At 69.6% G+C, this 15,206-nt stretch carries 23 protein-coding genes and 1 pseudogene; 11 read left to right on the forward strand and 13 right to left on the reverse strand.

Features of this window, described 5'->3' with window-relative positions:
• Nucleotides 1–17: 17 nt before the first annotated feature.
• The 4 genes from IF88_RS0119945 to IF88_RS0119960 form a co-directional block, all read right to left on the reverse strand.
• Nucleotides 18–797 carry a trypsin-like serine peptidase gene (locus IF88_RS0119945; RefSeq protein ID WP_234323606.1) on the reverse strand — a complete coding sequence of 260 codons (780 nt, stop codon included), beginning with the start codon at nucleotides 795–797 and terminating at the stop codon, nucleotides 18–20.
• Between the two features lie 8 nt (nucleotides 798–805).
• Nucleotides 806–1,888: an alpha/beta hydrolase gene (locus IF88_RS0119950; protein WP_030713830.1), complete on the reverse strand. Its 1,083-nt coding sequence runs from the start codon at nucleotides 1,886–1,888 to the stop codon at nucleotides 806–808.
• A gap of 234 nt (nucleotides 1,889–2,122) precedes the next feature.
• Nucleotides 2,123–3,256 carry an alpha/beta hydrolase gene (locus IF88_RS0119955; protein ID WP_030713833.1) on the reverse strand — a complete coding sequence of 378 codons (1,134 nt, stop codon included), beginning with the start codon at nucleotides 3,254–3,256 and terminating at the stop codon, nucleotides 2,123–2,125.
• Nucleotides 3,257–3,391: 135 nt separating this feature from the next.
• Nucleotides 3,392–3,829: a MarR family winged helix-turn-helix transcriptional regulator gene (locus IF88_RS0119960; protein WP_078893004.1), complete on the reverse strand. Its 438-nt coding sequence runs from the start codon at nucleotides 3,827–3,829 to the stop codon at nucleotides 3,392–3,394.
• Nucleotides 3,830–3,909: 80 nt separating this feature from the next.
• Between IF88_RS0119960 and IF88_RS0119965 the strand changes: the two genes are divergently transcribed.
• The gene (locus IF88_RS0119965) at nucleotides 3,910–4,905 is read left to right on the forward strand and encodes an SMP-30/gluconolactonase/LRE family protein (RefSeq protein WP_030713839.1); all 996 of its coding nucleotides are present in this window, start codon (nucleotides 3,910–3,912) and stop codon (nucleotides 4,903–4,905) included.
• Nucleotides 4,906–5,025: 120 nt separating this feature from the next.
• On the opposite strand, the gene IF88_RS0119970 is transcribed toward IF88_RS0119965, so the two are convergent.
• Nucleotides 5,026–5,619, reverse strand: coding sequence for a hypothetical protein (locus IF88_RS0119970; protein ID WP_030713840.1), 594 nt, complete (start codon nucleotides 5,617–5,619; stop codon nucleotides 5,026–5,028).
• On the reverse strand, nucleotides 5,616–5,993 hold the full coding sequence (locus IF88_RS0119975) for a PadR family transcriptional regulator (RefSeq protein WP_030713843.1): 378 nt from the start codon (nucleotides 5,991–5,993) through the stop codon (nucleotides 5,616–5,618). Before IF88_RS0119975 ends, IF88_RS0119970 begins: the two co-directional genes overlap by 4 nt.
• 436 nt (nucleotides 5,994–6,429) lie before the next feature.
• Here IF88_RS0119975 and IF88_RS0119980 point away from each other — a divergent pair, with 436 nt between their 5' ends.
• From IF88_RS0119980 to IF88_RS47935, 5 genes are all read left to right on the forward strand, one after another.
• The gene (locus IF88_RS0119980) at nucleotides 6,430–6,819 is read left to right on the forward strand and encodes a CPCC family cysteine-rich protein (protein ID WP_030713845.1); all 390 of its coding nucleotides are present in this window, start codon (nucleotides 6,430–6,432) and stop codon (nucleotides 6,817–6,819) included.
• Entirely contained in the window at nucleotides 6,816–7,094 is a 279-nt protein-coding gene (locus IF88_RS47920; protein WP_234323607.1) for a hypothetical protein, read from the forward strand. The genes IF88_RS0119980 and IF88_RS47920 overlap by 4 nt, the downstream gene beginning before the upstream one ends.
• 244 nt (nucleotides 7,095–7,338) lie before the next feature.
• Nucleotides 7,339–7,560 (forward strand): hypothetical protein, encoded by a 222-nt coding sequence (locus IF88_RS47925; protein WP_234323608.1) that lies wholly within the window; start codon nucleotides 7,339–7,341, stop codon nucleotides 7,558–7,560.
• A 3-nt stretch (nucleotides 7,561–7,563) separates the two neighbouring features.
• On the forward strand, nucleotides 7,564–7,719 hold the full coding sequence (locus IF88_RS47930; RefSeq protein WP_234323623.1) for a hypothetical protein: 156 nt from the start codon (nucleotides 7,564–7,566) through the stop codon (nucleotides 7,717–7,719).
• A gap of 17 nt (nucleotides 7,720–7,736) precedes the next feature.
• A complete protein-coding gene (locus IF88_RS47935; RefSeq protein ID WP_234323618.1) occupies nucleotides 7,737–7,856 on the forward strand; it encodes a DUF6000 family protein in 120 nt (39 codons plus the stop codon).
• Here IF88_RS47935 and IF88_RS42840 read toward each other — a convergent pair.
• The 4 genes and pseudogenes from IF88_RS42840 to IF88_RS0120000 form a co-directional block, all read right to left on the reverse strand.
• Nucleotides 7,853–8,608: an ASCH domain-containing protein gene (locus tag IF88_RS42840; RefSeq protein ID WP_037806428.1), complete on the reverse strand. Its 756-nt coding sequence runs from the start codon at nucleotides 8,606–8,608 to the stop codon at nucleotides 7,853–7,855. The genes IF88_RS47935 and IF88_RS42840 overlap by 4 nt on opposite strands.
• Nucleotides 8,609–8,624: 16 nt before the next feature.
• Nucleotides 8,625–9,041, reverse strand: coding sequence for a Tn3 family transposase (locus IF88_RS45535; RefSeq protein ID WP_107050577.1), 417 nt, complete (start codon nucleotides 9,039–9,041; stop codon nucleotides 8,625–8,627).
• A gap of 13 nt (nucleotides 9,042–9,054) precedes the next feature.
• Nucleotides 9,055–9,307: pseudogene (locus tag IF88_RS40540) on the reverse strand (Txe/YoeB family addiction module toxin).
• Nucleotides 9,304–9,585: a type II toxin-antitoxin system Phd/YefM family antitoxin gene (locus IF88_RS0120000; protein ID WP_030713851.1), complete on the reverse strand. Its 282-nt coding sequence runs from the start codon at nucleotides 9,583–9,585 to the stop codon at nucleotides 9,304–9,306. The pseudogene IF88_RS40540 and the gene IF88_RS0120000 overlap by 4 nt, the downstream one beginning before the upstream one ends.
• A 383-nt stretch (nucleotides 9,586–9,968) precedes the next feature.
• On the opposite strand from IF88_RS0120000, the gene IF88_RS0120005 reads away from it, so the two are divergent.
• The 4 genes from IF88_RS0120005 to IF88_RS42845 all read left to right on the forward strand — a co-directional run bounded on the left by IF88_RS0120005 (nucleotide 9,969) and on the right by IF88_RS42845 (nucleotide 11,400).
• The gene (locus IF88_RS0120005; protein WP_030713854.1) at nucleotides 9,969–10,238 is read left to right on the forward strand and encodes a type II toxin-antitoxin system Phd/YefM family antitoxin; all 270 of its coding nucleotides are present in this window, start codon (nucleotides 9,969–9,971) and stop codon (nucleotides 10,236–10,238) included.
• Nucleotides 10,231–10,494, forward strand: a complete 264-nt coding sequence (locus IF88_RS0120010; RefSeq protein WP_030713857.1) for a type II toxin-antitoxin system RelE family toxin — start codon at nucleotides 10,231–10,233, stop codon at nucleotides 10,492–10,494. Before IF88_RS0120005 ends, IF88_RS0120010 begins: the two co-directional genes overlap by 8 nt.
• Before the next feature lie 106 nt (nucleotides 10,495–10,600).
• A complete protein-coding gene (locus IF88_RS47940; RefSeq protein WP_234323610.1) occupies nucleotides 10,601–10,762 on the forward strand; it encodes a hypothetical protein in 162 nt (53 codons plus the stop codon).
• Entirely contained in the window at nucleotides 10,762–11,400 is a 639-nt protein-coding gene (locus IF88_RS42845; protein WP_234323611.1) for a hypothetical protein, read from the forward strand. The genes IF88_RS47940 and IF88_RS42845 overlap by 1 nt, the downstream gene beginning before the upstream one ends.
• A 202-nt stretch (nucleotides 11,401–11,602) precedes the next feature.
• Here the strand turns inward: IF88_RS42845 and ychF are convergent, their stop codons facing one another.
• The gene (ychF, locus tag IF88_RS0120020) at nucleotides 11,603–12,691 is read right to left on the reverse strand and encodes a redox-regulated ATPase YchF (RefSeq protein WP_030713859.1); all 1,089 of its coding nucleotides are present in this window, start codon (nucleotides 12,689–12,691) and stop codon (nucleotides 11,603–11,605) included.
• Between the two features lie 255 nt (nucleotides 12,692–12,946).
• On the opposite strand from ychF, the gene IF88_RS0120025 reads away from it, so the two are divergent.
• Nucleotides 12,947–13,345 carry a DUF6542 domain-containing protein gene (locus IF88_RS0120025; RefSeq protein ID WP_234323612.1) on the forward strand — a complete coding sequence of 133 codons (399 nt, stop codon included), beginning with the start codon at nucleotides 12,947–12,949 and terminating at the stop codon, nucleotides 13,343–13,345.
• Between the two features lie 35 nt (nucleotides 13,346–13,380).
• On the opposite strand, the gene ppgK is transcribed toward IF88_RS0120025, so the two are convergent.
• A complete protein-coding gene (ppgK, locus tag IF88_RS0120030; protein ID WP_030713867.1) occupies nucleotides 13,381–14,121 on the reverse strand; it encodes a polyphosphate--glucose phosphotransferase in 741 nt (246 codons plus the stop codon).
• A gap of 21 nt (nucleotides 14,122–14,142) precedes the next feature.
• The gene (locus IF88_RS0120035; RefSeq protein WP_030713870.1) at nucleotides 14,143–15,135 is read right to left on the reverse strand and encodes a 4-hydroxy-3-methylbut-2-enyl diphosphate reductase; all 993 of its coding nucleotides are present in this window, start codon (nucleotides 15,133–15,135) and stop codon (nucleotides 14,143–14,145) included.
• Between the last annotated feature and the right edge of the window lie 71 nt (nucleotides 15,136–15,206).

A 15,206-nucleotide genomic window follows, 5' to 3' on the forward strand; every position in this document is an offset into this window, starting at 1 on the left:
ACGTGCACCGGCACCGCTCAGCCCCGCGCTGCCTTCTCGTACAGGGCCTTCGCGTGCTCGTCGAACAGCGCGGCCGTGGAGTCCACGTCCGTGTCCCCGCCGCTCAGCACCCCGATCAGCCGCCCGGCGCGGTCCGCCCCGCCCCGGTCGGCGATCCAGGGGCTGCCGCTGGTCCCCGTCCAGAACCCGGCGCAGCTCATGTAGAGCATGTCGGGATCGTCGTCGTCGTGGCGGGTCTGCGTCGTGCAGGAGACGGGCTTGTTCTGCGGGTTGTGCTCGGATTCCGGATAGCCGACGACGGTCACGTCCCGTTCGTACCCGGAGGTCCATTCGGGCTTCGGGGCCTCGGCGCGGCCGCCCACCGCGTCCTGGACGCTGCGCCCGTCGCCGTCCGGCGCGATGGTGAGGAAGGCGAAGTCGGCGGTTTCCTCGCCCCACTTCGTCCAGCGGTCGTCCACGTGGATCGAGCGGACCTTCCACACCCCGAGGGGCTGGGTGCCGGCGCCCTCGCCGGAGAAGGCGGGGGCGAAGGAGAGCTCGCCGATGGCGAGGCCGTCGTGGGCCAGCTCGCCCGGCCGGCCGTCCTCGCCGGCGGGGGCCACGCAGTGGGCGGCGGTGGCGACGACGTTGCCCTTCGGGCTGTCGACGACGCTCGCCGTGCACCAGTGCTCGCCGCCCGCCATGAGGACGCCGACGGTGGGGAAGGGCAGCACGGGCCGCTCCCCGGGCGCCTTGATGAACGCGACGGCGAACACCGCCGCGATTCCCGCGGCGGCGGCCGCGGAGGCGCCCCTCACCACCGTGCTCATCGCACGGCGGGCTCGGGTGTCGGTCCCTTCATCACCTTGCTGATCCACTCCAGAGCGCCCTCCCTCATACCGCGCACGTACGACTTCCCGTTGTGCTCACCATCCTGGATCACCTGGAGCTGGGTGTGCACGGGGCCCCTCCCGTAGTCGCTCATGAACTTCTCGGCCTTGTCTCGGCCGCTCTCCGCGGTGCCGATCTGGAAGTTGATGTAGACGTCCGGACCGCCCGCCTTGATCAGCTTCTCGGCGAGCTTCTCGGGGTTGTTCTCGTCCATGGCCTGCGTGTTCCCCTTCCACAGCGGGGAATCGGGGACGATGTCGACCCCGCTCGCGATGGCGGCCTTGAACCGGTCGGGGTACTTCAGGACGTGCTTGAAGGCGCCGAACCCGCCGGCGGAGGAGCCCATGAAGGCCCAGCCGTCGCGGGAGGTGAAGGTCCGGAAATTGGCCTTCGTGAAATCGGGGACGTCTTCGACCATCCAGGTGCCCATCTTGGGCTCTCCGGGGATGTCCGAGGCGTCGAAGTGGTGCTTGGTGTCGGCGTTGTGCACCGGCATGACGAGGATGAAGGGCAGGCTCTTACCGGCCTTGGCCCCGTCGCTCACGGCCTTCTGCAGGCCGAGGCCGGGGCCGGTCCCCCAGTAGTTCGTGGGGTAGCCGCGGCCGCCGGGCAGGGAGATCAGGACCGGGAAGCCGCTCTTGGCGTACCTCGGGTCGTCGTACTCCTTGGGCACCCACACCCACACGTCGCCCGTGAAGCCGGACTTCTTGCCGGTGAGGGTGGTCCGGGCGATCTGCGTGCCGTCGGGCAGCCGGTAGGTGCGGACGAACTGCGCCGCCGGCCCGGTGGGCATGCGTACCTCCGGGGGAACGTCGGAGGCGGCGGCGGCCGTGGCCTGGACCTTCCCGAAGGAGACCGGATCCCCTATGTCGGAGAAGAGGCCGAACTTGTACGCGGCCGCGCCCCCGACGAGGGTGAGCGCGAGTCCGCTGCTGATCAGAATCAGGCGCAGGCGGTGGGGGCGACGGCTGTTGCCCTTGGTCATGGGGCTGCCGTCGCCTTGCTGGTCATGCTGCACGGTTGTTGTCCCGTTCCTTCTCCGGCGCTCACCTCGGAGCGCGGGTCGGACCGATCGGTCCCCCCTTACACCCTTTACAGAGGTATGAACGACAGGATGGGTTGCCTGGGACGGGCGGGACGTGGTGAGCACCACGTGGCGGCCGAACGGCGGCCACGCGGCGCCTGCGGAGGGGCCGGGGCAGGGGGCGGCGGAGGGATGGGCGCTGGGGCTGGGCAGGGGCAGAGGCAGGGGTCAGCCGGCTTCGGGCTTCGGGCCCTTCAGCACCTTGCTGACCCATTCCAGGGAGCCTTCCTTCATGCCCCGGACGTAGTGCCAGCCGTTGTGCTCGCCGTTCTGGATGTCGCGGATGGTGATCTTGACGGGTCCCTTGCCGTACTGCTGCTGGAACTTCGTCATCCGCTCCTTCCCGCTCTCCTTCGTACCGATCTGGAAGTTGATGTAGACCTCGGGGCCGTTGGCGTCGATCAGCTTCTTCGCGAGCTTCTCGGGGTTGTTCGCGTCCATCTCCGCCTGGTGGCCCTTCCACAGCGGGGAATCGGGAACGATCTCGCCGCCGCTGGCGATCACGGCCTTGAACCGGTCCGGGTACTGCAGGACCGTCTTCATGCCGACGAAGGCGCCGGAGGAGGAGCCCATGAAGGCCCAGCCGTCGCGGGACTTGTAGGTACGGAAGTTGGCCTTGGCGAAGGCCGGGACGTCCTCGGCCATCCACGTGCCCATCTTGGCCTGGCCGGGGATGTCGGAGCCGTCGTAGTAGTACTTGGCGTCCGGGTTGAGCACCGGCATGATCACGATGAACGGCAGGCTGGTACCGGCCTGGACGCCCTCGCTGATGGCCTTCTGGAGGCCGAGGCTGCGGTCGGACCAGTAGTTGGCGGGGAAGCCGTTGCCGCCGGGGAGCGCGATGAGGACCGGGAAGCCGCTCTTGGCGTACTTGGGGTCGTCGTACTCCTTGGGCGCCCACACCCATACGTCGCCCTCGAAGCCGGACTTCGCGCCCGCGAGGCGGGTCTTGGCGATGATCGTGCCGTCGTCGAGCTTGGTCGTCTGCTTGAAGTCGGACTTCGGGCCGGTCGGCATGAGCACGTCCGGGTCGCCGGAGGGCTTGGCCGGGGTGGCCGGCGCGCCCGGCTCGGACTTCTCCGCGGCCGGGGGCGGGGGCGGGTTCTTGCCGAAGCTCACCGCCTCGCCGTTGCCGGAGAACCAGTCGAACTTCCAGGCGGCGAAACCGCCGCCGGCCCCGAGCAGGAGCGCGAGGGCGACCACCGCGCTGATCCCTATTCGGCGCCGGGAGCGCTTGGGCTGCGCGTGCGCCTGCTGCTCCTGATGCTCCTGGTAGCCCTGGTGCTGCGGGTACTGGTGCACGAACTCGCTCCGAACGGTCTTGCCTGCCCCCGAGGGCAGAACGGCTGGGCATCCCCTAGTGCTGATGCGCGACACCCCCGCACAGTTCCAAATCCGAGCAAAATCATGGCGGGGACCTCGGCGGAACCACGGGGCTCAGCGCTGGGCGTCGAGCACTTCCGCGCACCGCCCGAGCAGCCCGATGAGCAACTCCCGCTCCTGCGCGCTGAACGCGGCCGCGAGGGCCCGCTCCACCCGTACCGCGCCGGTGTCCGCCAGCTCCATGACCGCCCGCCCCTCGTCGGTGAGCCGGGTCTCCAGCACGTTGCGGTGCCATTCGTGCGGGGTCCGCTCGATGAGGCCGCGCTCCTGGAGGTTCTTCAGGACGGTGTTCATGGTCGGCGGCGTCACCCCGCACAGCCGGGCGAGCGCGGCCGCGGAGATGCCGGGCTTCTCGGCCAGCCAGAGCAGTGCGGCGTACTGCGGAACCGTTACTGCGGCCGGCTTGCACGCAACGTTCTTCGCCGCGAGAAGTGCCTGCTCGGCGCGCTTGATGTGCGCACCGATGCGCTCCTCGGGGGGCATGGAAGTCATTCCCGTATCCTACGACCCTTGCATGCATTAGACCTCTAACCTATCTTCGTCCTCACACATCGAGAAGAGGACACCTATCCATGCGCGCACCGCAGAAGAAGTTCCCGCCCACCACGGTCCTGGCCCTCACCACGGCCCTGGCCGCGGCCCTCACCCTGGGCGCGGCACCCGCGCAGGCGACCGACGGCCGGATATCCACGGCCTTCGTCCTGCCCGGCGCGAAGGTCTACCCCGAGGGCATCGCCACGGACCCGCGCACCCGCGCGGTCTACGTCGGCTCGTACGCGGACGGCACCGTCTACCGGGCCCGCCCCGGCCGGCCCGAGGCGGAGGTGTTCCTGCCCTCCGGCACCGACGGGCGGCACACGGCGAACGGCCTGCGCGTCGACGCCCGCGGCCGCCTGTGGGTGACGGACTCCACCGCGGGGGTGTCGGTCTACGACACCGCCACCGGGGCGCGCCTCGCCCACTTCGAGGTGGCCGCGGGGGCTCCCGCCCGCTTCGTCAACGACCTGGCCGTCACCCCGGACGGCACCGCGTACCTGACCGACAGCGTGCGCGGGGTGGTCTACCGCGTGACCCCGGACCAGCTGGCCGCCGGCAGCGGCGTCCTGACCGAGGCCTACGACCTCACCCCGGTGCTGCGCCCCCGCCCGGCGGGCGGCTTCAGCCTCAACGGCATCGTCTCCGACCGGGCGGGCCGCTTCCTGCTCACCGTCGACATGGTCGAGGGCGAGCTCTTCCGCATCGACCTGCGCACCGGCGCCGTCAGCCGGGTCGCCCTCACCGGCGGCGACCTGAAGGCCGCCGACGGCCTGGACCTCTCCCCCGACGGCACCCTGCGCGTGGCGCACAACACCACCAACACCCTGACCCGCTGGCAGCTCTCCGCGAACGGCACCCGCGCCCGGCTGAACCGTACGATCACGGACCCGTCACTGCAGATCCCCACCACCCTCGCCCACACCCCGGGCCGCACCCTGGTGGTCCGCTCGCAGTTCGACAAGGGCGGCCCCATGTCCCCCGGGGAGGGCACCCCCACCACGTTCACGGTCGCCGCGGTCCGCGGCCTCTGAGCGCGGTGGCGGCCGGGCCCGTCAGTACCGCTTGAGCGTGATCGCGGTGGCCGCCTTGTGGATCGGCTCGACGGCCTTGGCCGTGAGCCGGTCCCGGCCCGGGCTTCCGCTCTGCTCAGCTCAATCCGGGGCTTCGGCTTCGGCTTCGGCTTCGGGCTTGCGGCGGCCGCGCCTCGCGGCGCGCGCGTCGGCGACGGCGTACGGCAGTCCGGGCAACAGCAGGAGCGGCGGGGCCCACAGCGGCAGTGGGAACAGCACCCCGTCGCCGGCCAGCCACGAGGCGAGCACCGCCGCCGGCAGCCCGAGGGCGAGACCGACCAGCCAGCTCTTGCGCAGGCCGATGCTGCCCCGCCGCAGCTCCCAGGCGACGGTGGCCGTGCCGGTGGCCAGCCAGAACGCGAGTAAACCGGCGGTCACGTCCACCACGGTGGTCCACCGGATCAGGTACGCGCCCAGCAGCAGCCAGCCGGCCGCGAAGCAGGCCATGGCCACCGTGCGCGGCACCCGCCGGGAGAGCGGGGCGCGCGCCCGCGCCCAGGAGGCGGCGAAGGCCCGTACGTCCCGGCCGACGACGTCCTGCGCGGTGCGGCCGGCGGCCTCCGCGTCTTCGAGGTGTGCGGAGAGCTCGTCGAGCATCTCGCGCAGGGAGGCGCCGTCGACCCCCCGGTACTCCCAGTTGCTGCGACAGGCGGCGAGTATCTGCGCGTTCGTCATGGTGTGCTGTCCCCCGTGGACTCCGTGCCGGTCAGGATCCGGCCCACCGCCCCGGCGAAGGCCTGCCAGTCGGCCCGGCCCGCGCTCAGTTCGGCACGCCCCGCCTCGGTCAGGCGGTAGTACTTGCGCGGTGCGCCACCGCTGGGCGACGGCGCCCGGTACGAGGAGACGAGCCCCGCCCGCTCCATCCGCGCGAGCAGCGGATAGATGCTGCCGTCGCTGACGAGCTCCATCCCACCGGCGGCGAGCGCCTCGGCGAACTCGAAGCCGTACCTGGGCCGTTCGGCGATCAACGAGAGCAGACACAGGTCGAGCACCCCGCGCAGGAGCTGACTGCGCCGTTGGTCACCGGCGCCGGACAGTCCCTTTGTCATGCGCCACAAGATAATCCCAACTACCTTGCACCACAAGAATCCACCCCACACCAACCCCCGACGCCAGCGCATGAGCGGGTCCACGCGGTCGGCCGAACGGTCCGTCCGCTCCCACCCGAAACTCGTAGATCTTGGGCAGCTCCGAGGAGAACAGCTGATGGCCCACGTCCACGGCGAAGGGACTCCGGCGCTGCGGAGGCAGGGCGGCGATGGGGCGATGGGGCGATGGGGCGATGGGGCGACCAACAGTGCGCCTGCCGCGGTTGTGGACGAGGGCCCACAACGCGGCCGTCGTCGAGAAACGTGAGTCCGTTGGCATGCGTGGGCTCCCGATGACTGTTTACGGGTGTCCTGCGGACTGTCGGCGGACTGGCCGGGGGTGCCGGGGCAGAGAAATCCATGGCGCACCGGCCGGACCTCCCACGAGACTGCGCAGGTGAGCGACCGCTACCCCTGTCCCTGCTGCGGGCACCGCGTGCTCGACGCCATGCCCGGCTCCTACGAGATCTGCCCCGTCTGCTTCTGGGAGGACGACGAGGTCCAGTTCCGCTGGCCGACCATGGACGGCGGAGCGAACAAGGTCTCCCTGATCGAGGCCCAGCTCAACTACCAGGACTTCGGCGCCTGCGACCAGCACGGCCGGCAGTACGTCCGCCCTCCGGCCGAGGACGAGCCGCTCGCCCCCGCCTGGCGCCCCATCGACCCGACGCGCGACTCCTTCGAGGACTGGGACTCGGACGAACACACCCCGTGGCCCGAAGACCACTCGGTGCTCTGCTGGTGGCTCCCCACCTTCTGGCGTCGCAACCACCCCGCAACGTCATGACGTCCCCCATCGAGGCCCTCGTCCAACAGCTCGACGGTGACGACGACGCCTCGTACGGCGCTCGCTCGCGGCTGGTCGGCATCGGCCGTGACGCGACCCTCGCGATCGCCGCCGCCCTGCCCACCCTGGGCAGCTTCGGTCAGCTGACCGCCATCGAGGTCTTCGAAGAGGTAGAGGACCCACGCTGCGGCCCCGCCCTGAGGCCCCGCCCTGATCGCCCTACTGGACAGCGACGACCCGACCGTCCGCGAGTGGACTGCGATCGCCCTGGCTAGCCTGGAGGTCGACGACGCGGTCGAGCCCCTGCGCCGCGCCTACCGCGCCTGCCTGGACCGGGCCACGCCGCCGGACTGGACCGAGCCCGACGGCATCCGCTGGGCCCTGACGGAACTCGGCGCCCGCAGCCCCGTCGTCCCACCGCTCACCGCGCGCCTACGAGCCACCGCCGCGGATGACGCCCCCGGCTGGCCCTCGGCCCACTTCACCGAAATCATCAATCACCTGGCCGACTACGCCCAGGTGATTCTCTACTCCCAGTTCTGGCGGGTGGACGCCGGCCGCACGTACGGCATCTCCGGCACCGCCCTGGACTGGGAACTCGACTGGACCGCGCCCTGGGAGCACCTGGTCGAAGAGTCCCGCACCTGGTCCCTGCTGGAAGCCTCCGAAGCCCCCGTCGGCGACAACATCTTCGTCGCCCCCACCTGGATCGACCGTACCGACCTATTCCCGGAGAGGTGACCGATGCCGTTCCAGCACCCCGAGGAAATCGGCTACGGCCATGTGGTCGAGAGCTACGTGACGAGGACGTACTCGGGCCTCCCGCGCTACCTCGTACTGAGCGGCGGGCGCTTCCTGAGCCCCGGTGGTGGCACACCACCCGCTTCACCCGGCACCTGATCAATGACGCCACCGCGATCACCGACGGGGAACTGGAAGCCCTCCTCGGGTACGAACGGCGCTCGCGCCTCACCGCAGCCTGGCTGATCGGCGTCGACCGCCGAGGCCCAGCCGTCGTTGGCGCATCCGCGGCTTAAGCGGCGCCCTTCTCGTCGTTGGTCTGGAAGGTGATGACGTCGACTTCGTCGGTTCCCGCCAGATCTGGGTAGTGGCCCTTGAGGGCTTCCCGGAGTTCGGCTGCGGTCGTCAGCCCCTCAGCTTGGGCGTCCCGGTTGGTGAGGTCACTGACCAGGCAGTGCCTGATGCCGGTCACCTCTGCCGACAGGACGACTTCCGGGTCGCTCTCAAACACCAGCCGTGCCGGGCCGAGCTGCGCCGGGTCCCGGAAGCGGGTGGTCTTGGTCTTGGCGCCGGAGCGGACGGCTTCGAGGTAGCGGGGGTTGAACCGAATGATCGGGGGACCGGCCGTCTCGGGGTCTTGGTAGAGCAACGGGTCGAGACCGTTCATGCCCGCCTCCGGGGTCCATCGCTGAGCCAGCGGCATCAGATCGGCGGCGAGCACGGACCTGAGCCCCGCGGGGGTGGGCACGATGACGCGCATGGTGGAGTAGTAGTCCACGAAGACCTGCCGATCGCGCCCGCACGGGCCGATGACCCCGCGCCCGTGGTTTCCCACGGCGACGATGCAGCGCATCTGGCGGGCGCCCTGGGCCCGCGCAGCTCCCAGAGCCACGAGTTCGGCGCAGGGCCCGCCGGTGAAGTGGTAGAGGTTCACGCCGGCGAACATCCGGTAGTCGGCGGCCATGACCGCGGCGCCCACCGTGTGGATCCCGTCTTCGTCGGGCCCGGCGTCGGTATGCGCGTCTATGGTGCGGCGTGCCAGCTCCACGAGCTCACGCTCATCATCATCGAGAGCTCGTACAGATGACGGGACGTACACCTTTTTGACCTTCCCTTCCTTCAGCAGTCGCCCAAGAGCATTCCACGCCGCGCAGGCGGGCTCCACAGGGTTTCGGCTTGCCTTGGCTGGACCCTTGGAGGAGAGCATCGTCAGAGGCCGTCCGCTGGAAGGCGAAGCGCGCTGTCCTGGGGGCCGGGCGGGATGTGGAGGGTGGCGGTGTCGCAGTCGCCGAAGCGCAGCCGTTGTCTTTGCGGTGCGGGCTGAGCGCGGCGATGTCGTCGGGGCTCAGCTCCCAGCCCTGGGCGGCCGTCTGGCGCAGTGTGCCGGTCATGTCGACGGTGGTGGAGAAGATGATGCCGTTGGCCATCAGGTCGAGGAACTTGACGGCCTTCTCCCGGAGTTCGGGATCGCGGGAGGGCAGGCAGCGGGGTCGGTCAGTAGTGGTACCGAGCCGCGAGGTGATGATCTCCTTGCCCGTCACCAGGTAGACGAGGCGGTGCTCGTCGTCGATCCGCCGCACCACGCGCCAGGCAGGTGGTACTTCAAAGGTTCGGGCTTGCCGATCCCCGAGAACGGGTCACGCCTGACGTCCTCGATGAGCTTGTTGATCCGGATGAGCATCTTACGGTCGTTCTTGAGCCAGGACGTGTAGTCCACCCAGCCCTCATCCTCGAAGACAAGCCTCACGCGGCACCCGCACCCGCGTCCGCCGAGTCCGGATCGATCAGCTCGCGCTCCGACACATTGACGTGGGCCAGCGCGTTCTCGTACGCCTTGAGTAGCCGCCGGGCGTTCACCGGCGAGCGCAGCAGGTACGAGCCCTCGCGCAGTGCCGCGTAGTCCTCGGCCGAGACAAGCACGGCATTGCCGTGCTTCGAGACGATCTCGATGGCCTCGTGGTTCTCGTTGACCTTCTTGATCAGCGGAAAGAGTTCCTTGCGGGCTTCGCTCGCAGTTATCGACACGACCTGGCCTCTTCCCTCAAGTGGTACCTCATCACGTACCGCTCTCAGCGCCACTCGGGAGGGAGAAGTGCCTGACGGGCGGGCAGCCATCCCGGCACCATCCCAGCACGGGAAAAAGCCAAGGGCCCACCTCCGAGGAGGTGGGCCCGCCTGAGCTGCAGGTTTACCCGGTGGGCAACGTGGTGCTCATTCACATGCTCAGACGTTGAAGCGGAACGTTCAGCACAGGGCGCTCACCTGCGAAAACACGGTTTCTGGCGATCCTATCCAGCACCAATCCAGCACCGTGCGAGTACATCCAGCACATCCAGCACGAGCGATGGAGCGCCACCGACCCGCCGCGTGCGTTGTGTACACATAGGACACTCGGTACCCTTGGGCGCATGACGCAGCCACTGCCCATAGAGTCCATCCGCGACGTGCGCGCTCACCTGGCAGAAGTCGTGGAGCGCGCAGACCGCGACGACGTGCCCACTGTGATCACACGCCGAGGCAAGGAAGTCGCTGCTGTGGTGTCCATCGAGATACTGCGCAAGTACCAGGAATGGGAAGAGCGCGAGATCAACCGGATCATCGACGAGCGCATGGCCAACCCGGTACCCGGCATCCCGATCGAGGACATCATGAGGGAGACGCTGGCGCGCAGTGAGTGAGTACCGGACCGTCTTCCGACCCGAAGCTCAGGCAGAGCTGCGCAAGATCCCCCGCGACATGGCGCTCCGCATCCTGGCCAAGCTGACCGAGCTGGAAAGCGACCCACTCGGCTTCAACACCACCGCACTCGTGTCCCAGCCCGAACGCCGCCGCCTACGTGTGGGTGGCTATCGCGTCGTCTACACGATCGACAATGGTGAGCTGGTGGTGTGGGTCGTGCACCTCGGGCATCGCTCCACCGTTTACGGCACCTGATCCCGCGCCAGGAACAGCTGCAATCGGTCAGAATCCGCTGAAGGTAGCGGCACCATTGTCCGGGGGGCCGCGCCAGATTGTCAGCGCCGGCTGCTTCCACGGCGCTATGAGCACGGTGCACGAGACCGCCGCCCTCCTCCCCGACCCCGCTCAACTCCGCGCCCATCTGCGCGCACTGGCCGTCCTGGACGCCACGATCGGCGACGATCCGCGGTTCTGCTGCTCCACCTTCGACGCCACCTGGGCCCCGGCACAGAGGCTGCCCTGATGGAGAACGGCTCTGGGGACGACTTCTCCGTCCTCTTCACCCCGGACGGCGTGCTCATACGCGGTTTCGACCACGAGTCGGAGATGAGTCCGTACGGGACGGACGACGAGCAGATCCGGCCCGGTGTCATCGACGAAGTGCCCGCAGCGCTGCGCCCACTCCTGGACGCACCCGCCTTCCGCGACGAGGGCATCGACGCCCCTCGCGTCACCGCCTGCCTGTGGCGGAAGACTCACGACACGGCCTGGCGCACCGGCTCGTCCATCGCTTTCCCCGCCGGCAGCAAGGACCCGGACGGGTCCGGCTTCCCCTTCCCGCTCCTCATCGACCGATCCCCCGAGGCCGTCCAGGCCCACTTCGAGGACTGCTACGAGCGCCCCGTCCCTCTCGACGCCGTGCGCCACATCCTCGCCGGGCACCCCCTCACCCCTGCGATCACCGCAGCCCTCAACCCGGCCGTCCTCTCGGACAACGCACTGATCCGCGGGATCGCCGCGCTGGCTCCCCCAGGCCAGCGACCGGGAAGTCCTGGACCGCCTACTCGCCACCGCCGCCCGCACCGCCCCCGACGGATACCTCCCGCACGTTCCAGACGAGGAGGCCCCCGACTTCCAGCCGATGCTCGAACTGTCCGCTGAGTAGGGCCGACCCCACCCGCCCGGGTCAGCGCCCCGTCGCGCTACGCCTGGGGCGAGGGCCGGGCCTGACCACCGCTGACGCGACGTCAGAATATCCAGCACCTATCCAGCACGGGGACGACGAAGGGGTCGGGCTCACCGCAGCCCGACCCCTCCTGACCTGCATGCTTGACGAACTACCTAGCATGAAGTAACGACATGACTACACGTTGAAGCGGAATTCGACCACGTCGCCGTCCTGCATGACGTAGTCCTTGCCCTCCATGCGGGCCTTGCCCTTGGAGCGGGCTTCGGCGACCGAGCCGCAGGCGACCAGGTCCGCGAAGGAGATGACCTCGGCCTTGATGAAGCCGCGCTGGAAGTCGGTGTGGATCACGCCGGCGGCTTCGGGGGCGGTGGCGCCCTGCTTGATCGTCCAGGCGCGGGTTTCCTTCGGGCCGGCCGTCAGGTAGGTCTGCAGGCCCAGGGTGGCGAAGCCGACGCGGCCGAGGGTGGCCATGCCGGGCTCGTCCTGGCCGACCGACTGGAGGAGTTCGAGGGCTTCGTCGTCGTCCAGCTCGACCAGGTCCGCCTCCAGCTTGGCGTTCAGGAAGATCGCCTCCGCCGGGGCGACCAGGGCGGACTGCTCCGCCTTGAACGCGTCGTCCGTCAGCTCGTCCTCGTCCACGTTGAAGACGTAGAGGAAGGGCTTCGTGGTGAGGAGGTGGAGCTCGTGGAGGAGGTCGCCCTGCTCCGTGCCCTTGGTGATGCCGCGGGAGAAGAGGGTGTGGCCCTCCTCCAGGATCTTCTGGGCCTTCTCGACGGCGGCCAGGACCGCGACCTTCTCCTTCTGGAGGCGGGACTCCTTCGTCAGGCGCGGCACCGCCTTCTCGATGGACTGGAGGTCGGCGAGGATCAGCTCGGTGTTGATCGTCTCGATGTCGTCCTTCGGCGAGACCTTGCCGTCGACGTGGACGACGTTCTCGTCCTTGAAGGCGCGGATGACCTGGCAGATGGCGTCCGACTCGCGGATGTTCGCGAGGAACTTGTTGCCCAGGCCCTCGCCCTCCGAGGCGCCGCGGACGATGCCCGCGATGTCGACGAAGTCGACCGTCGCCGGGAGGATCCGCTGCGAGCCGAAGATGCCGGCCAGCACGCCGAGGCGCTGGTCCGGGACGCCGACGACGCCGACGTTCGGCTCGATCGTGGCGAACGGGTAGTTGGCCGCCAGCACGTCGTTCTTGGTCAGGGCGTTGAACAGGGTCGACTTGCCGACATTCGGCAGGCCGACGATTCCGATCGTGAGCGACACGTTGGCGACTTCCCGTAGCTGGAGGGGGCGGCGGCCCGGAGGTGGGCCACCGGACAGTTTACTTTCCGATGAGTGGCGGTCGATGTACGCGTGTCCGGGGGCCGATCCGGCGCCCTCGGCACCTAGTTTGGTGGGGTGGAGCAATACAGGACGCGACCGGCCCCTCACCCGCAGCGACCCCCGGCCCAGCGCCGGCGGCCGCCGACGGGCGTGCCCGCCCAGGGCGGCGACCCGCAGCCCGCGGCGGTGCGTCGGATGCCCCGGCCCCGGCTGACCGGGCTCGGCGGCGGACTGTTCGCGTGCGCGGCCATGGTGCTCGTCGCCGGGATCTGCTGGCTGCTCTTCGGCTCCTCGCTCTTCGTCTACGGGCTGCTCTTCGTGCCCGTCGCGGCCGCCGCCGCGCTCTGGGTCCGGCCCGCCGACCTGATCACCGCGCCGATCAGCGCCCCCATCGCCTTCGCCGCCGGGGTGTGGCCCATCTCGGGCGGCTCCGGCAGCTTCGGCGGGCAGCTGATGGGGCTGGTGTCCGCCCTGTCGCTGCACGCCGGCTGGCTGTACGCGGGCACGCTGGTCGCCGCGCTGATCGTCGTCGTGCGCAAGGCCGTGCTGATCGGGAAGAGGCGGCTCCCCCGCCGGACCGCCTCCACCTCCTAGCCCGAGCCAGCCCGAGCCAGCCCGCGCGGATCCGGCTACGGGCCCTTCGCCGCCATCGCCGCGCCCACGATCCCCGCGTTGTTCTGCAGCTTCGCCGGCACGATCTCGGCCCGCACGCCCTCGATCAGCGGCAGGAACTTCTCCGGCTTGCGGCTGACGCCGCCGCCGATGATGAAGAGGTCGGGGGAGAAGAGCATCTCCACGTGCTCCAGGTACTTCTGCACCCGGTGCGCCCAGCGCTCCCAGGTCAGCTCGTGGTCCTCCTTGGCCTTCACCGACGCCCGCGTCTCCGCGTCGTGGCCCTTCAGCTCCAGGTGGCCGAGCTCCGTGTTCGGCACCAGCCGCCCGTCCCGGAACAGGGCGCTCCCGATGCCCGTGCCCAGCGTGAGCAGGATGACCGTGCCGTCGCGCCCCTTCCCGGCCCCGTACGCCATCTCCGCGATCCCCGCCGCGTCCGCGTCGTTGAGGACCGTGACCGGCCTGCCGTCCAGACGCCGCGAGAGCAGGTCCGCCGCCTCGACGCCGACCCACGCCTTGTCCATGTTGGCCGCCGTGCGGATGAGGCCGCCGGTGACCACCCCGGGGAAGGTGACCCCCACCGGGCCGTCCCAGCCGAAGTGGCGCACCACCTCGACGACGCAGCCGGCCACCCCGTCGGGGATGGCCGGCTGCGGTGTCAGTACTTTGTGGCGCTCTTGCGCCAGGTCGCCACGGTCCAGGTCCACGGGAGCGCCCTTGATCCCGGATCCACCGATGTCCACGCCAAAGATCTGCATGGCCATACCGTACGAAAGGAGTTACTTGTCGGCGACCAGTTCGGCGGCCTCGGCCCGCAGATCGCGGCGCAGTTCCTTGGGCAGCGAGAAGACGATCGACTCCTCGGCGGTTTTCACGATCTCCACGTCCGCGTAACCGCGCGCCGCCAGCCACTCCAGGACCTCCTCGACCAGGACCTCCGGCACCGAGGCGCCCGAGGTGAGGCCGACGGTGGTGACGCCCTCCAGCCAGGCCTCGTCGATCTCGCTCGCGAAGTCGACGAGGTACGCGGCGCGTGCGCCCGCGTCGAGCGCGACCTCGACCAGCCGGATGGAGTTCGAGGAGTTCTTCGAGCCGACCACGATGACCAGGTCGGAGTCGGCGCCCATCGCCTTGACGGCGGCCTGCCGGTTCGAGGTGGCGTAGCAGATGTCGTCGCTGGGCGGCGAGACGAGCAGCGGGAACTTGGTCTTCAGCGCGTCGACCGTCTCCATCGTCTCGTCGACCGAGAGGGTGGTCTGCGACAGCCAGACGACCTTCGACTCGTCCCGCACCTCGACCTTGGCGACGTCGTCCGGGCCGTCGACGATCGTGATGTGGTCCGGGGCCTCGCCGGAGGTGCCGATGACCTCCTCGTGGCCCTCGTGGCCGATGAGGAGGATGTCGAAGTCCTCGTTCGCGTACCGGATGGCTTCCTTGTGCACCTTGGTGACCAGCGGGCAGGTGGCGTCGATCGTCGCGAGCTTGCCGCGCGCCGCCTCCTCGTGCACCACCGGGGCCACGCCGTGCGCGGAGAACATCACGATGGAGCCCTCGGGCACCTCCTCCGTCCGCTCGACGAAGATGGCACCCTTCTTCTCCAGCGTCTGGACGACGTACTTGTTGTGCACGATCTCGTGGCGGACGTAGACCGGCGCGCCGTACTGCTCGAGAGCCTTCTCGACAGCGATCACGGCTCGGTCGACGCCCGCGCAGTAGCCGCGCGGGGCGGCGAGCAGGACACGGCGGGAAGCGGCAGCAGTCATGCCCTCCATCGTACGGGGGTCCCCAGCAGGCCGTTCGTCCCCCGTCCGCCCCACACTTGATCGCAAGCGTGTTCACGGCG

The organism is Streptomyces sp. NRRL F-2580, from assembly GCF_000720115.1.
Lineage (GTDB): Bacteria > Actinomycetota > Actinomycetes > Streptomycetales > Streptomycetaceae > Streptomyces.

Bases quoted from the DNA above. Each gene is read 5' to 3' on its own strand.
- IF88_RS0119970 (WP_030713840.1), bottom strand. From the start codon at position 5,619: ATGACGAACGCGCAGATACTCGCCGCCTGTCGCAGCAACTGGGAGTAC.
- IF88_RS0119960 (WP_078893004.1), bottom strand. From the start codon at position 3,829: ATGACTTCCATGCCCCCCGAGGAGCGCATCGGTGCGCACATCAAGCGC.
- IF88_RS47940 (WP_234323610.1), top strand. From the start codon at position 10,601: ATGAGCACGGTGCACGAGACCGCCGCCCTCCTCCCCGACCCCGCTCAA.
- IF88_RS0119975 (WP_030713843.1), bottom strand. From the start codon at position 5,993: ATGACAAAGGGACTGTCCGGCGCCGGTGACCAACGGCGCAGTCAGCTC.
- IF88_RS47930 (WP_234323623.1), top strand. From the start codon at position 7,564: ATGCCGTTCCAGCACCCCGAGGAAATCGGCTACGGCCATGTGGTCGAG.
- IF88_RS0120025 (WP_234323612.1), top strand. From the start codon at position 12,947: ATGCCCCGGCCCCGGCTGACCGGGCTCGGCGGCGGACTGTTCGCGTGC.
- IF88_RS47920 (WP_234323607.1), top strand. From the start codon at position 6,816: ATGACGTCCCCCATCGAGGCCCTCGTCCAACAGCTCGACGGTGACGAC.
- IF88_RS42845 (WP_234323611.1), top strand. From the start codon at position 10,762: ATGGAGAACGGCTCTGGGGACGACTTCTCCGTCCTCTTCACCCCGGAC.
- IF88_RS0120005 (WP_030713854.1), top strand. From the start codon at position 9,969: ATGACGCAGCCACTGCCCATAGAGTCCATCCGCGACGTGCGCGCTCAC.
- ppgK (WP_030713867.1), bottom strand. From the start codon at position 14,121: ATGCAGATCTTTGGCGTGGACATCGGTGGATCCGGGATCAAGGGCGCT.
- IF88_RS0119965 (WP_030713839.1), top strand. From the start codon at position 3,910: ATGCGCGCACCGCAGAAGAAGTTCCCGCCCACCACGGTCCTGGCCCTC.
- IF88_RS0120035 (WP_030713870.1), bottom strand. From the start codon at position 15,135: ATGGAGGGCATGACTGCTGCCGCTTCCCGCCGTGTCCTGCTCGCCGCC.